At 75.8% G+C, this 13,389-nt stretch carries 10 protein-coding genes; 5 read left to right on the forward strand and 5 right to left on the reverse strand.

From position 1 onward, the window contains the following. Positions 1-10: 10 nt before the first annotated feature. Genes ACIPSE_RS33425 through ACIPSE_RS33445 form a run of 5 tightly spaced genes read left to right on the forward strand, consistent with a single transcriptional unit; the run spans position 11 to position 7,300 of the window. Positions 11-895, forward strand: a complete 885-nt coding sequence (locus ACIPSE_RS33425) for an FAD binding domain-containing protein (RefSeq protein WP_401670102.1) — start codon at positions 11-13, stop codon at positions 893-895. Beyond that, complete coding sequence (locus ACIPSE_RS33430) at positions 892-3,753, forward strand: molybdopterin-dependent oxidoreductase (protein ID WP_401670104.1); 2,862 nt, start codon at positions 892-894, stop codon at positions 3,751-3,753. Before ACIPSE_RS33425 ends, ACIPSE_RS33430 begins: the two co-directional genes overlap by 4 nt. Further along, positions 3,750-5,006 carry a His/Gly/Thr/Pro-type tRNA ligase C-terminal domain-containing protein gene (locus ACIPSE_RS33435; RefSeq protein WP_401670106.1) on the forward strand — a complete coding sequence of 419 codons (1,257 nt, stop codon included), beginning with the start codon at positions 3,750-3,752 and terminating at the stop codon, positions 5,004-5,006. Before ACIPSE_RS33430 ends, ACIPSE_RS33435 begins: the two co-directional genes overlap by 4 nt. Continuing rightward, entirely contained in the window at positions 5,003-6,118 is a 1,116-nt protein-coding gene (locus ACIPSE_RS33440; protein WP_401670108.1) for an LD-carboxypeptidase, read from the forward strand. Before ACIPSE_RS33435 ends, ACIPSE_RS33440 begins: the two co-directional genes overlap by 4 nt. Before the next feature lie 57 nt (positions 6,119-6,175). Further along, on the forward strand, positions 6,176-7,300 hold the full coding sequence (locus ACIPSE_RS33445) for an XdhC family protein (protein WP_401670110.1): 1,125 nt from the start codon (positions 6,176-6,178) through the stop codon (positions 7,298-7,300). On the opposite strand, the gene ACIPSE_RS33450 is transcribed toward ACIPSE_RS33445, so the two are convergent. Genes ACIPSE_RS33450 through ACIPSE_RS33470 form a run of 5 tightly spaced genes read right to left on the reverse strand, consistent with a single transcriptional unit; the run spans position 7,223 to position 13,388 of the window. Continuing rightward, positions 7,223-8,530: an MFS transporter gene (locus ACIPSE_RS33450; protein WP_401670112.1), complete on the reverse strand. Its 1,308-nt coding sequence runs from the start codon at positions 8,528-8,530 to the stop codon at positions 7,223-7,225. The two genes, ACIPSE_RS33445 and ACIPSE_RS33450, sit on opposite strands and share 78 nt — an antisense overlap. Next, complete coding sequence (locus ACIPSE_RS33455) at positions 8,527-9,597, reverse strand: GntG family PLP-dependent aldolase (protein WP_401670115.1); 1,071 nt, start codon at positions 9,595-9,597, stop codon at positions 8,527-8,529. Before ACIPSE_RS33455 ends, ACIPSE_RS33450 begins: the two co-directional genes overlap by 4 nt. A gap of 13 nt (positions 9,598-9,610) precedes the next feature. Continuing rightward, positions 9,611-11,086, reverse strand: a complete 1,476-nt coding sequence (locus tag ACIPSE_RS33460; RefSeq protein WP_401670117.1) for a lyase family protein — start codon at positions 11,084-11,086, stop codon at positions 9,611-9,613. Next, positions 11,083-12,321 (reverse strand): ATP-grasp domain-containing protein, encoded by a 1,239-nt coding sequence (locus tag ACIPSE_RS33465; protein ID WP_401670120.1) that lies wholly within the window; start codon positions 12,319-12,321, stop codon positions 11,083-11,085. The genes ACIPSE_RS33460 and ACIPSE_RS33465 overlap by 4 nt, the downstream gene beginning before the upstream one ends. After that, entirely contained in the window at positions 12,318-13,388 is a 1,071-nt protein-coding gene (locus tag ACIPSE_RS33470; RefSeq protein ID WP_401670123.1) for a pyridoxal-phosphate dependent enzyme, read from the reverse strand. Before ACIPSE_RS33470 ends, ACIPSE_RS33465 begins: the two co-directional genes overlap by 4 nt. Position 13,389: the final 1 nt, after the last annotated feature.

Raw genomic sequence — 13,389 nt, forward strand, 5'->3', positions numbered from 1 at the left:
GCGTCCGTCCGTGAAGCTCCCCCCGTTCGCCCACGTGGCGCCCCGGCGTCTCGGTGAGGCGGTGTCCCGGCTGGCCGAGGCCCCGCCGGGCCAGGCCCTGCCGCTCGCGGGCGGTCAGAGTCTCGTCCCGCTGCTGGCGTCCCGGGCCCGTACGCCCCGGCTGCTGGTGGACCTCCGCGACCTGGGGGAGCTGACCGGGGTGGGCGAGCACGGCGGCTTCCTCCGGATCGGCGCCATGACCCGTCAGCACACCCTCGCCACCCACACCCGCGTCGGCGCCGCCGCGCCCCTGGTCGCCGAGGCCGCCGCCCGTACGGGCCACGCCTCGGTCCGGCACCGCGGCACCTTCGGCGGCACGCTCGCGCACGCGGCGCACCCCGCCCAACTCGTCGTCGCCGCCTACGCCCTCGACGCGCGCCTCCTCGTCAGCGGCCCAGGCGGCACCCGTACGACCGCTCTCCGGTCCCTCCTCGACGGCCCGGGACTGCGGCACGACGAGATCCTCACCGCCGTCGAACTGCCCCTGCGCGCAACGGGCGGCGGTCACGCCTTCGGCCAGGTCTCCCATCCGGTCGGCGGCCGGCCGGTCGCCTCGGTCGCCGCGATCGCCGACACCGCGCCGGACGGCACCGTGCTGCGGGCCGAAGTCACCGTCGGCACACGGGCCTCCCCGCCCACGACGGTCGACGTCACCCACCGGCTCAGGGACGCGGGCGCCGCCGCGGCGGAGACCGTTCCGACGGGCCCGGGACAGCTGGAGCGGCAAGGGCCCCCCGCCGCCTACTGCCGGCACGTCGCACGGGTTCTGGCGGAGCGGGTGCTGAGCGAGGCGATCACCAGGGCACGCCGCTCCACCGACGGCGCGGCGCCCGCACCGACGCGGGAGACACGATGACCTGCACACCCGGCACGGCCGACGCACACCACTGCGGGACCCTCGCCGACCACCTGCGCGACTGCCTCGGACGGAAATCCGTCCGGCTGGGCTGCGAGGACGGCGTCTGCGGCTCCTGCACCGTGCTCCTCGACGGACGAACGGCCCGCGCCTGCACCGTCGTCGCGGCCCAGGCGGACGGGCTGCCCGTACGGACCGCCGAGGACCCGGGCGATCCGCTGACGCGGCACCTGCGCGAGGTGCTGTGGGCCGAGCACGCCTTCCAGTGCGGCTTCTGCGCCGCCGGATTCCTCATGGAGATCCACGCCCTGCTCACCGAACTCCCCGACCCCACCGAGGAACAGGTCCGCGACCGGCTCGCCGGCAACCTGTGCCGCTGCACCGGCTACGAGAGCATCGTCCGCGCCACCCTCACCGCGGCCCGCACGTGGACACCCGCTCCGCCGGACGCCACAGTCCCGGAGCCCTCCGCAGCCGGTGGCGTGTCCTCCGTCCGCGTAGCGACCACCGACCCCGCCCTCGGCACCAGCGCCCTGCGCGCCGAGGACCGTACCGTGCTCGACGGCCGTGCCCGCTTCATCGCCGACCTCGACCGGCCGGGCACCCTGCACGCGCGCTTCGTGCGCAGCACCCGCCCGCACGCCCGCATCACCGGGCTCGACCTCGAGGCGGCCCGCACCGCACCCGGGACGGTCGCCGTCCTCACCGCCGCCGACCTGCGCGGCAGCCTCGCCCCGATCACCATCGCCTGCCCCCTGGAGGGCTACACCGCCCCCGCGTTCACCCCGCTCGCCGAGGACCGCGTCCGCTTCGAGGGCGACCCCGTCGCCCTCGTCGTCGCCACCGGCCAGGGGGAGGCCGAGAACGCCGCCGCGCTCGTCCGCGTCGGCTACGACGACCTGCCGCCCGTCCTGGACGCGCGGGCCGGCGCCGACGGCGCGCACCCGCCCCTCTTCCCCGACCTGGACGGAAACGTCCTCTACACCGAGCGCCGCCACCACGGCGACGTGGCGGGCGCCTTCGCGCGGGCCGCCCGCGTGGTGCGCCACCGGCTGCGCCAGGAACGGGTGCAGAACGCGCCCCTCGAACCCCGCGGCGGACTCGCCTCCTACGACCCCGGCACCGGCCGGCTCACCTACGACGTGGCGTCCCAGTCGCCGACCTCCCACCGGCAGTACCTCTCCGACGTCCTCGGCCTGGACCTCGACCTGGTCCGGGTCCGTGTCCCCGCGAACATGGGCGGCTCCTTCGGCATCAAGGGCGGTGTGTTCCGCGAGGACATCGCCGTGTGCTGGGCTAGCCGCCACCTGGGCCGCCCCGTCCGCTGGATCGAGGACCGCCGTGAACACCTCACCGCCGCCGGACAGGCCCGGGGCGAGGAGATCGACGTCGAAGCGGCCCTCGGCGCCGACGGCGAACTGCTCGCCCTGCGCGCCGACCTGGTCGTCGACCAGGGCGCCTACCCCGTGCCGCCGGTCGCCAGCGCCGTCTTCGTCGCCATCGTCGGCTGTCTGGTCCCGAACGCCTACCGCGTGCCCGCCTACGAGTTCACCGGCCGCCTCACCCTGACCAACCGCACCCCGTACGTCGCCTACCGCGGCCCCTGGGAGATGGCGACGTTCGCCGCCGAGCGCACCATGGACCTCGTCGCCCGCGCGGTGGGCGAGGAGCCCGCCGACTACCGGCTGCGGCACCTCACTCCGGTCGACGGACCCGACCCGCGCATGATCACCGGCGCCCGTCTCACCGACGTTCCCGCCCTCGGCTCGACGCTGCGCCGCGCCCGGCAGGAGGCCGACGTGGAGGAGTTCCGCGCCCGGCAGAAGGCGGCCCGCGCGCGGGGCCGGCTCATCGGACTGGGCGTCGCGACCCTGCTGGAACCCGCGCCGGGACCGTGGAGTCTGCACGAGGCGATGGGCGCCCACATGGGGCCCGAACCCGTCCGGGTCCTCTTCGCCCCCGACGGCCGCCCGCAGATCAGGACCGGACAGATCCCGCACGGCCAGGGCCACGTCACCACGCTCGGGCAGATCGCCGCGACCACCCTGGGACTGCCGCTGGACGCGGTCGACGTCGTGCACGGGGACACCGACCTCGTGCCGTACAGCCTGGCCGGGACCGGCGCGAGCCGGGCCGCCGCGCTGGCCGGCGGGGGAGTGCTGCGCGCCTCCCGCACCCTGCGGGCCAACCTCCTGCTCGCCGTCGCGCGCCGCACCGGGCACCCGCCCCTGGACCTGGACGTCGTCCACGGGCAGGTCGTCGACCGGCGCGAGGGCCGTACGGTGGGCGGCGTCGCCGAGCTGGCCGCCGCCTGCCTCGCCGCGGAAGGGGAACGGGCGCGGCTCGACGTGAGTGAGGTCTTCGACAGCGAGGAGACCGGCTGGGCGGAGGCCACCCACTGCTGCTGGGTGGAGATCGACCCCGACCTGGGCACCGTCGCCGTCGACCGCTACCTCGTCGTCGCGGACAGCGGACGCATCATCAACCCGGCCGTCGCGGACGGACAACTGCGCGGCGGCGCCGTGCAGGGCATCGGCACCGTGCTCCACGAACGCTCGGGCTACGGCCCCGACGGCGCCCAGCTCTCCCGCGACCTCACCGAGTACCTCCTCCCCACCACCTGCACCGCCCCGGCGATCGACATCGTCCACCTGGAGTCCCGGCGGCCCGGCGACGTGCCCTTCCGCGGCCTGGGCGAGGGCGGCGCGGTCCTCGCCCCCTCGGCCGTCGTCGGCGCCGTCGAGGACGCCCTCGCGCACCTCGGCGTCCGCCTCACCGAGCGCCATCTGCCGCCCTGGCGCGTCCTGGACCTGCTGGCGGCCCACCGGATCCCTTCGCCCGTACCGGAGTACCGATGAGACTGAGCAGGATCCCGCACAGCGAACTGCTGGGCGCCCCGATGCCCGATCCCGGCGACACCGAGGCCGACCTCGCCCACCACCTCGGCCTGGCCCGCTTCACCGACGCCGGATTCCCCTGGTTCGCCCCGATCGGCCAGCGCCTGGTCACCCACATCCGGCAGGTCGTCCGCAAGGAGATGGAACGCGCCGGGTACGCCGAGTTCCGCGGGCCCGCCGTCCACCGCGTCGAGACCCTCGCCCCGGCCGGCTGGCTGGAGCGGTTCGGCGGTGAACTCATCGGTTTCAGCGCCCCGTTCGAGCAGTACACCCTCGCCGCGACCAGCGAGGAACCCCTGCTCAGCTGGATCGGCTCGGCCGGCCTCGCCTCCCACCGGCAGCTCCCCATGCGGCTGTTCGAGTTCCGGGAGATCTTCCGGTTCCGCGACCGGCCGCAGAGCATCTACAACTCCCGCCAGTTCCAGTGCTGTCTGTTCGCCAGCCTGGACACCGACCACGCCGCCTACCTCGCCAGCGCCGAGCACGCCCAGCGGACCGTCCGCGCGGTCCTGGACCGCCTGCGGCTGCGCGCCGAACTCGTCCGCGACGAGGCCACCGGCGGCTTCGAGTTCATCTTCCCCTACGCCCGCGGCGACCGTCCCCGCAGCCGCACCATCCCCTACCACCGCGACGCCGCCCGCCCCAGGACCGCCGAGGACGACCTCCCCCAGGGCGGAGTCGCCATGGGCTACGGCTACACCCACACCCCCGCCTTCGACGTCCGCTTCCGCGACGAGGACAACCAGCTGCGCACCCCGGTGATGGGCACCTACGGCATCGGTATCCAGCGCTGCGTGCTGGCCCTGCTGGAACAGCACCGCGTCGCCGAGGGCATCGCCCTGCCCGCCGTCGTGCGCCCGTTCGACGTCATGGTGACCGCCCAGGGCCGCGACCCGGGCACGACCGAGGCGGCCGAGCGGGTCTACCGGACCCTCCTCGACGCCGACGCCGGCGTGGTCCTCGACGACCGGCACGGTGCGTCCATGGGCGGAAGGATGCGCTTCGCCGACGCGGTGGGCGTGCCCTGGCGGGTCGTCGTGGGCCGCGACGGCGCCGAGAGCGGGACGGTCCGTCTGCGCGGCGCGCGCGGCGCGGGGGAACCCGAACGCGTCCTGACCGTCGACGGTCTCCTCGACCACCTGGCCCTGCGCGGCCACGAGGAGTGGGCCGCCGGAACCGACCACCGCGACCAGGAGATCGGAGCGACCGCATGACCACGACCACCGACACGAGCACCCACCCGGCCGGGCCCGCCGACGCGAGCACTCACCCGGCCGGGCCCGCAGACCCGGCAGCGGCGCGCTGGCCCGAGCCGCTCCCCGACGGCGCCAAGCTGGGCGTCTGGGCGCCGAGTTCACCTGCCCCCGTCGTCTTCCCGCGCCGCTTCGCCCGGGGCCTGGACGCGCTGCGCCGGCGCGGACACACCGTCGTCGTCGGCGACTCCTGCCGGTCCGCAGAGGGCCCGAGCACCCTGCCGCCCGCCGCGCTCGCCGAGGAACTCCACACGCTCCTGGAGGAGACCGACGGCGTGATCGCGGCCGTCGGCGGCTGGACCCTCACCCCCGTCCTCCCGTACCTGGACTTCGACCGCATCGGCCGCGCGGGCAAACCGCTCGTCGGCTACAGCGACCTCACCTCCCTGGTCAACCTGGTGCCCCACCGGTCCGGACTGGTCGCCTTCCACGGCCCCATGACCGTGTCCGAATGGGGCGAGGCGGACGGCCCCTGGGAAGCCACCGAGACCGAGTTCGACCAGCTGCTCGCCGCACGGCACCCCTGGACCGAGCGGACCGTGGCGACGGCGGGCGAGCGGTCGGACGAGTGGTCGGACGAGAACCTCTTCTGGGACCGCGAGGACGACCGCCGCCGGCACGGCCACGGCGGCGCCCAGCCGCCGCGCGTCCTGCGGACCGGCACGGCCCAGGGACCCCTGTGGGGCGGCTCCCTCCTCGTCCTCGGCCTGCTCCTCGGCACCCCCCTGTGGCCCGAACCCGCCCCCGGTTCGGTCCTGTTCCTGGAGGCCGACGGCATGGCCCCCGACGAGTTCTGGGCACGCCTGGAACAGTTCCGCCTGGCCGGAGTCCTCGACCGGGCCGCCGGGGTGGTCCTGAGCCGCGTCAGCGGCCCACGGCCGACGTCCACCGGGTTCGCCGGGTACGACGAGACCCTGCTGCGGGTCCTGCCGGACGGCCTGCCCGTGGCCGCGGGCCTCCCCCTCGGCCACGCCGACCCGATGCTCACCCTCCCCGTCGGCGGAACGGCCCGGCTCCAGTGCCAGGACCCCGCCGCCGCACCCCGGTTGACCCTGCTGCGCCCCCGGCCGTGACCGCCGCGGCCCACCGGCCCCGACACCCCTGAGCACCGCGTACGAGGAGAGCCTCCCGTGCTGAACATCGCCCACGCCCTCGCCGCCTGGTGCCGCGCCGACCTCCCCCTCGCGGTGGCCACGGTGATCGACGCCACCGGCAGCACACCGCTGCCGGTGGGCACGTCCATGGCCGTCGCCGCCGACGGGCGGGTCGCGGGGAGCGTCTCCGGCGGGTGCGTGGACGCGGCCGTCCACGAGCTGTGCCGACAGCAGACGGAGGAGGACGGGTTCCCGGAGGAGGCGCGCTTCGACTCCTCCGACACCGACGCCTGGGCGGCCGGCCTGATGTGCGGCGGCAGCATCCGCGTCCACGTCCAGCGCGTCCACCCGGCCGACCGGCCCCATCTGGCGACCACCCTCACCGAGGCCGCCGCCGGCCGGACCGTGGGCCTGCTCCAGATCACCGCGAGCGCCGACCCGGCGCTGACGGGCCGCCTCCTGCCGCTGTCCGACGACGGGGTCGCCGCGCCCGGGGTGCCGGTGCCGCGACGCCTGGCCGCCCTCGCCGCGGGCGTCCACCGCACCGGCGTCACCGGCCTCGTGCGCACCCCCGAGGGCGCCGACTGCCCGGCCGTCGAGGCCCTGGTGCACACCCGCCGCCCCGCACCGCGCATGCTCGTCTTCGGGGCCGTGGAGTTCGCCGACGCCCTCACCCGGGCCGGCCGGTTCCTCGGCTATCACGTCACCTTGTGCGACGCCCGTCCGGTCTTCGCCACCGCCGAACGCTTCCCGCACGCCCACGAGGTCGTCACCGACTGGCCGCACCGCTTCCTCGCCGCCACCGCCACCGACGAGCGCACCGCGGTGTGCGTGCTCACCCACGACAGCCGGTTCGACATCCCGCTGCTGCGCGACGCGCTCCGGCGCCCGCTCGGTTACGTCGGCGCCATGGGATCGCGCCGCACCCACGCGCGCCGCCTCGAACTCCTGCGTGCCGAAGGGCTCGGACCGGACGCCGTCGCCCGGCTGAACGCGCCGATCGGCCTCGACCTCGGCGCCGCCACCCCGCAGGAGACGGCGGTGTCCATCGTCGCCGAGATCCTCGCCCGCACCCGCGGCCGGTCAGGCGCCCCGCTCGGCGGCACCACCGGCCCCATCCACCCCCGCAGCGGCGAAGTCGCGCATCCCGCGCAGCGGTGAGCACACCACCCAGAGCGCGGCCAGACAGGTCCCCACGGCCGCGATCCACAGGGTGCCCCGGACGCCCGCCGCGGACTCCCCGAGCAGCCCTCCGGCCAGCGCGCCCACGGTCATCGCGCCGAACCCGACGAACCGCACCGAGGCGTTCACCCGCGCCAGCATCCCCTCGGGGCACACCACCTGCCGGTAGCTGACCTGGGCGACGTTGTACACGACGACGCCGTACCCGGTGACGAGGAGCCCGGCCAGGGCCGGCGCGAGCAGCACCCCGCGCCCCGCGAGCGGCACCGGCAGCAGCGCCGGGAAGGTGACCAGCGGCACCAGCCACACCGCCCGGGCCTGCCCGATGCGCCGCACGACGCGGTACGCCGACAGCGCCCCCAGCACCCCGCCCAGGCCCAGCACGCTCAGCACGGCCCCGACGGCGGACCCGGACAGACCGAGCACCCCGGTCAGGAAGAGGACCTGCACGGCGCTGAGCACACCGGCGAAGAAGTTCGCCGTCGCCGTGCAGCAGGTGATGGCCCACAGCGTGCGGCTGCGCACCAGGAACCGCAGTCCGGCGCGTATCTCCGCGAGCAGCCGCCGGTCGGCGCCCTCGGCGGGGTGCGCCGGGTCCGGCTCCCGCACCCGGCGCAGCAGCAGAGTCGACGTCAGATAGCCGGCGGCCGTGGCCAGGACGGGCAGGGCGGGCCCGGCGAGCTGGGCGAACGCGCCGCCCACGCCGGGCCCGGTGATCTGGGCGAGGGACTGGCTGGACTGGAGACGGGCGTTGCCCTCCAACAGACGGTCCCGGTCGACCAGGGCGGGCAGATGGGACTGGTAGGCGACGTCGAAGAGGACCGCGAGGACACCGCACAGCAGGGCCACGGCGATCAGCTGGCCGACCGTCAGCAGGCCCGCCCACCAGGCCGCCGGGATCGTGCACAGCAGCAGCGCCCGGCCCGTGTTCGCGCGCCGCATCAGCAGCCGCTGCCGGGCCCGCGCCACCCACACCCCCGCCGGGAGCCCGATCAGCAGGTAGCCGGTCGTCTCCGCGGCGCTGAGCAGGCCCATCTCCAGCGGGGTCGCCGCCAGTGTCGTGGCCGCCAGCAGCGGCAGCAGCGCGTTGCCGACGTACGTGCCGAACTGGCTGACCGACTCCGCCGCCCAGAACAGCCAGAACGCGGGGTGGGCGCCGAGCGGGGCGGGCGGGCGCGGGGGCGCTGGCGCGGTGGTCCGCTCGCTCACCACCCGGCCCCGGGCGCGGCGGCCATGACGTCCGCGAGGACCGTCACGGCCCGGTCGACGTCGGCGGCCGTGACCCCGGAGTGGGTGACCGCGCGGACACGGCCCCGTCCCAGTTCCGCCAGGTGCACACCGTGGGCCCGCGCCCCCTCGATGACGGAGCCGGTGGTGTGGGCGGTGAGGTCGCCGTCCACGGTGAAGAACACCATGTTGGTGCGCGGGGGTTCGGCGTCCAGGCGCAGTCCGGTGATCCCGGCGAGGCCGTCGGCGAGGCGCCGGGCGTGGGCGTGGTCGTCGGCGAGGCGGTCGGTCATCTCGGTGAGGGCGACGATCCCGCACGCCGCGATCATGCCCGCCTGCCGCATGCCGCCGCCGAGCATCTTGCGGTAGCGGCGGGCGCCGGCGATGGACTCCTCGTCGCCGACGAGCATCGACCCGATCGGGGCCGACAGCCCCTTGGACAGGCAGAACTGGACGGTGTCCGCCGGGGCGGCGACATCGGCGGCCGGCACCCCGAGGGCGAGGGCCGCGTTGAAGATCCGTGCCCCGTCCAGGTGCAGGGCGACACCGTGCGCGCGGGCCAGGGCGCCCGCCTCCGCGAGGTAGCCAATGCCGAGGGGGATGCCGCCGAGGCGGTTGTTCGGCGTCTCCAGGCAGAGCACCGCGGGCAGCGCGAACTGCGGGTCTTCCCGGTCGACCTCGAAGGCCTCCGCCACCGCGTCCAGCGGCAGCGTGCCGTCCGGGGCCGCGGGGACGGGCTCGTAGACGAGTCCGCCGAACACCGAGGCGCCGCCCGCCTCGTAGACGTAGATGTCGGACTCGGCGCCGACGACGGCTTTGCCGCCGCGCGGACCGTGGGTGAGCAGCGCGGCGAGGTTCGCCATCGTGCCGCTGGGCATCAGCACGCCGGCCGCCTTGCCCAGCAGCTTCGTCGACAGCTCCTCCAGCTCCCGTACGGTCGGGTCCTCGCCGTAGACGTCGTCGCCGAGGCGGGCCGACCTGGCGGCGTCGAGCATCCGGGGGCTGGGCAGGGTGAAGGTGTCACTGCGCAGTTCAACGACGTGGCTCATGGGTGGGGCTCCCTCACGGTCGGCGGATCAGGGCGGACACGGCGTCGGCGAGGCGGCGTTCGGCGCCCGCCCAGTGGGTGCGGCGGGCCTCGGCGGAGGCGGCGAGCCGGTCGAGTTCGCCGTCGGCGTCGTCCAGGGCGGCGGCCACCGACGCGGGCGCGGGACCGCCGCCGGCGCCCGCGGCGGCGGCGATCGACGCCGGGTCCAGGCCGTCGAGCAGGGCACCGGGACGGTCGGCGAGGTGCGCGGCGGCGGTGTCCTGGAAGCTGCGGCCGGTGGCGAGGGCCACGGTGCTGATCTCGCCCACCAGGTGGTGCGCCGTGCGGAACGGCACGCCCGCCACGACCAGGCGCTCGGCGAGCGCGGTGGCCGCCGTGTGCCCGTCCGTCGCGCGCCGCAGCATCAGGCCGGGGTCGGGCTCGGCGCCCTCGACCATGAGCCGCAGCAGCACCACGGCGTCGGTCGTGGCCTCCAGGGCCGACCACACATGACCGACCGCCTCGGTGCCCACCGCGATGGCGTTGGTGTAGCGGGCCGTCGACATCGCGGCGGTCGCCGCGGTGAGCGCGCCGAGCGCGCCGGCCGCCTTGCCCTGGACGTTCTCCAGCAGGAACGGGTTGCGCTTCTGCGGCATCATCGAGCTGCTGCCGACCAGGTCGTCGGGGAGCAGGAGCAGGGGGTTCTCGGCGCTCGTCCAGGACTGGAGATCGTGCGCGGTCCGGGTCAGGAGCACGCCCAGCACCGTGCAGGCGGCGAGGAGCCGCAGCACCACGTCCCGCGAGGCCACGGCGTGCAGGGAATTGGTCAACGGCGCCGTGAACCCGAGGAGTTCGGTGGTGCGCGCCGGGTCGACGGGCAGGGTGGTCCCCCCGGTGGCGCCCGCGCCGAGCGGGTTCTCGCCCACCTCGCGGCCCGCGTGCTCCAGATGGTCCAGGTCCCGGACGAGCGCGGCGGCGACCCCGGCGAGGTAGTGGCCGTAGGTGATGGGGACGGCGGGCTGGTGGTGGGTGTAGGCGGGCATGACGGTGCCGGCCCAGCGGCGGCCCCGGTCGACGAGGACCCGGCCCAGTGCGTCGGTCTCGGTGAGGAGCCGGTCGTAGGGGCGCCGCAGCTGGAGCCTGAGGACGGTGGCGTTGAGGTCGTTGCGGGACCGGCCGCTGTGCAGGACGCCGCCGGTCTCCTCGCCCAGGGTGTCCACCAGGTAGCCCTCGTAGGCGAGGTAGCGGCCCCGGGGCGCGGGCCGGTGGCGCAGGGGGGCGAAGTCGGCGGCGCGCAGCTCCTCGATGCCGGCGAGCAGCCGGGCGGCGGTCGCCCGGTCGATGATCCCCTGTTCGGTGAGCATGACGACGTGGGCGCGGTCCACGTCGCTGGTGGGCCTCAGTTCGGCGGCCACCGGGTCCGCGGGGGCGCGCAGGTGCCGGTCGAAGAGGATGTCCGCCGCCGCCGGTGTCACGGCGGAGGACAGACGTCCGGTGACGGAGACGGTCATGCCGGGACCTCCTGGGCGGTTCGGGCGCGCAGGCAGGCGCGCAGCAGGGTCAGGGCCGAGTCCGCGGCTCGTGCCGCGGTCGGGGCGTCGGGGGCGGTGGCGACGGCGTGGCCGACCCGGTCGCGGTGGTCGTGCCGCGGCGCGAGCGGCACGCCCTTGCGTCCGGTGAGGACCGCGGTCGTGACGTGGGGCGACGGATCGGCGGCAGCGGCGGGCGGATCGCCCAGCACCGAGGGCTCCTCGACCACGAGGAAGCGGAGACTGGAATGGCGCGCGGAGCGGGCCGTCAGGTCGGGGCGGTGCCCGAGGGCCGCGCCGACCTGGGCGCCGACGAGGTCGATCCCGAGCGCGGCCCGCACCAGTTCGGGGATCATGCCGCCCGCGAGCCGGGGATTGACCTCGATCACCACCGGACCCCGGGCGGCCAGGCGCAGTTCGACGTGGGCGGCGCCGTGGCCGAGGCCGAGCGCCTCGACCGCGGCCACCGCCGTCTCGGCCAGCGACCGTGCCGTGGCCTCCGGCACCGGGGCGGGGACGTCGTGCCCGGTCTCCACGAAGTACGGGGCGGCGCCGAGGTGTTTGCCCACGACGGTGACGGCGGTGTGCCCGAACACCTCGACGGAGAACTCCGGCCCGTCCACGTACTCCTCGACCAGCAGGCCGGGCACGGTCGGGATGCCGCGCTCGTTGTGCGTGCGGGCCAGGAGCAGCGCGGCGTGCCCCGCGGCCTCGGCGAGGCCGCGGCACAGCCGTACCCCGGTGCTGCCCGAGCCGTCGGCGGGCTTGAGGACCGCCGGCAGTCCGGTGCGCCGTACGGCGTCGAGCGCCGCGTCGGCGTCGGTCACCAGGCTCTGGGCGGCCACCGGCACGCCCCGCGCGGCGAGCGCGGCCCGCTGTCGGCCCTTGTGCCGGCATTGGATCGTGGCCCGCGGGTCCGGTCCCGGCAGGCCGAGGGCGCGCGCCGCCTCGGCGGCGACGGGGACGAAGTAGTCGGAACTGGTGGTCACTCCGGCCGGGGGACCCGCGTCGAGCGAGGCGATCGCGTCGAGCACCGACCGGGCGCTCGACGTGTCGGCCTCGACGACGTCGATGTCCTCGGCGCGGGCGTAGCCGTACCGGGCCGGGTCCTCGGCGAGCAGCACCGGCCGGACACCGAGGTCCCGGGCGCGCCGGGCGAACAGGGGTCCCGTGCCGGAGGTGTTGGACTCCACCAGGACCAGGAAGGGATCGGTCACAGCTCCTCCAGGGGTGCGGAGCGGGCGGCGCCCTCGCCGGTGGCGGCGCCGAGGGAGCGGCGGCGCCAGTGCATGCGCGCCCACCCTCCGACGGCGTCGTGCGGGTCGGTGACGGTGCGGGGCTCGGGGGCGGCCGGGGCGTCGAGCAGCCCCTGCCCCGCCAGCCACTCGTCCTGGTAGACCGTCTCCTGGTAGCGGTGCCCCTCGTCCGGAAGGAACGCGACGACCTGCGCGTCCGGGTGGCGTTCGGCGTACCAGCGGGCGACCAGGAAGGACGCGCCGCTGGTCGGGCCCATGTACAGGGCGTGCAGGGCGTGCAGTTCACGGGTGGCCCGGAAGACCTCCGCGGGGCCCGCCCAGTGCACCTCGTCGTAGGCGTCGTGGCTGACGTTGGGCGGCACCAGGCTGTTGCCGAGGCCGCGCACCACCCGGGGCCCGTCGAGCTGGCCGAAGATGGCGCTGGGCGAGGTGTCCACACCGATCAGGCGCATCTGCGGCTGGAGCAGCCGCAGGAAGGCCGCGGTGCCGCCGGTCGAGCCGCCCGAACCGACCGGGCCCACCAGGCAGTCCACGGCACCGACGGTCTCCGCGATCTGCTCGGCCACGGCGGCGTAGGCGTTGGGGTTGTCGGGGTTGTGGTACTGGCCGGGCACGTAGTGGTCGGGGTGCTCGGCCCGCAGCTCCTCCAGCCGGTCGAGGCGGGCCTGCTGGAAGCCGCCGTTGGGGCTGGGTTCGGCGCAGATCTCGACCCGCGCCCCCAGCTCGTGGAGCCTGCGGCGCAGCGCCGGGTCGATGGCGGGGTCGCCGACGATGACCAGGGGGTAGCCGCGCAGCCGGCACACCATCGCCAGGCCCAGGGCGAAGGTGCCCGAGGACGTCTCCAGGACCGTGGTGCCGGGGGCGAGTTCACCGCGCTGCTCGGCCCGGTCGATCATGAAGCGGGCCGGGAGCAGTTTCATCAGGGTGAACGCGGCCACGCACAGGTTGGGGCCGATCCGTATGAGCCGCGGCAGGACGGTCGCCTCGACGACCGACGCGCTGGCCGCGGGAAGGGTGGATGATCGCATG

The organism is Streptomyces sp. NPDC090106 (assembly GCF_044747265.1).
Taxonomy (GTDB): Bacteria; Actinomycetota; Actinomycetes; order Streptomycetales; family Streptomycetaceae; genus Streptomyces.

Excerpts from the sequence above, each read along its gene's own strand:
- ACIPSE_RS33455 (WP_401670115.1), bottom strand. The coding sequence starts at position 9,597 with ATGAGCCACGTCGTTGAACTGCGCAGTGACACCTTCACCCTGCCCAGC.
- ACIPSE_RS33470 (WP_401670123.1), bottom strand. The coding sequence starts at position 13,388 with ATGCGATCATCCACCCTTCCCGCGGCCAGCGCGTCGGTCGTCGAGGCG.
- ACIPSE_RS33460 (WP_401670117.1), bottom strand. The coding sequence starts at position 11,086 with ATGACCGTCTCCGTCACCGGACGTCTGTCCTCCGCCGTGACACCGGCG.
- ACIPSE_RS33430 (WP_401670104.1), top strand. The coding sequence starts at position 892 with ATGACCTGCACACCCGGCACGGCCGACGCACACCACTGCGGGACCCTC.
- ACIPSE_RS33435 (WP_401670106.1), top strand. The coding sequence starts at position 3,750 with ATGAGACTGAGCAGGATCCCGCACAGCGAACTGCTGGGCGCCCCGATG.
- ACIPSE_RS33440 (WP_401670108.1), top strand. The coding sequence starts at position 5,003 with ATGACCACGACCACCGACACGAGCACCCACCCGGCCGGGCCCGCCGAC.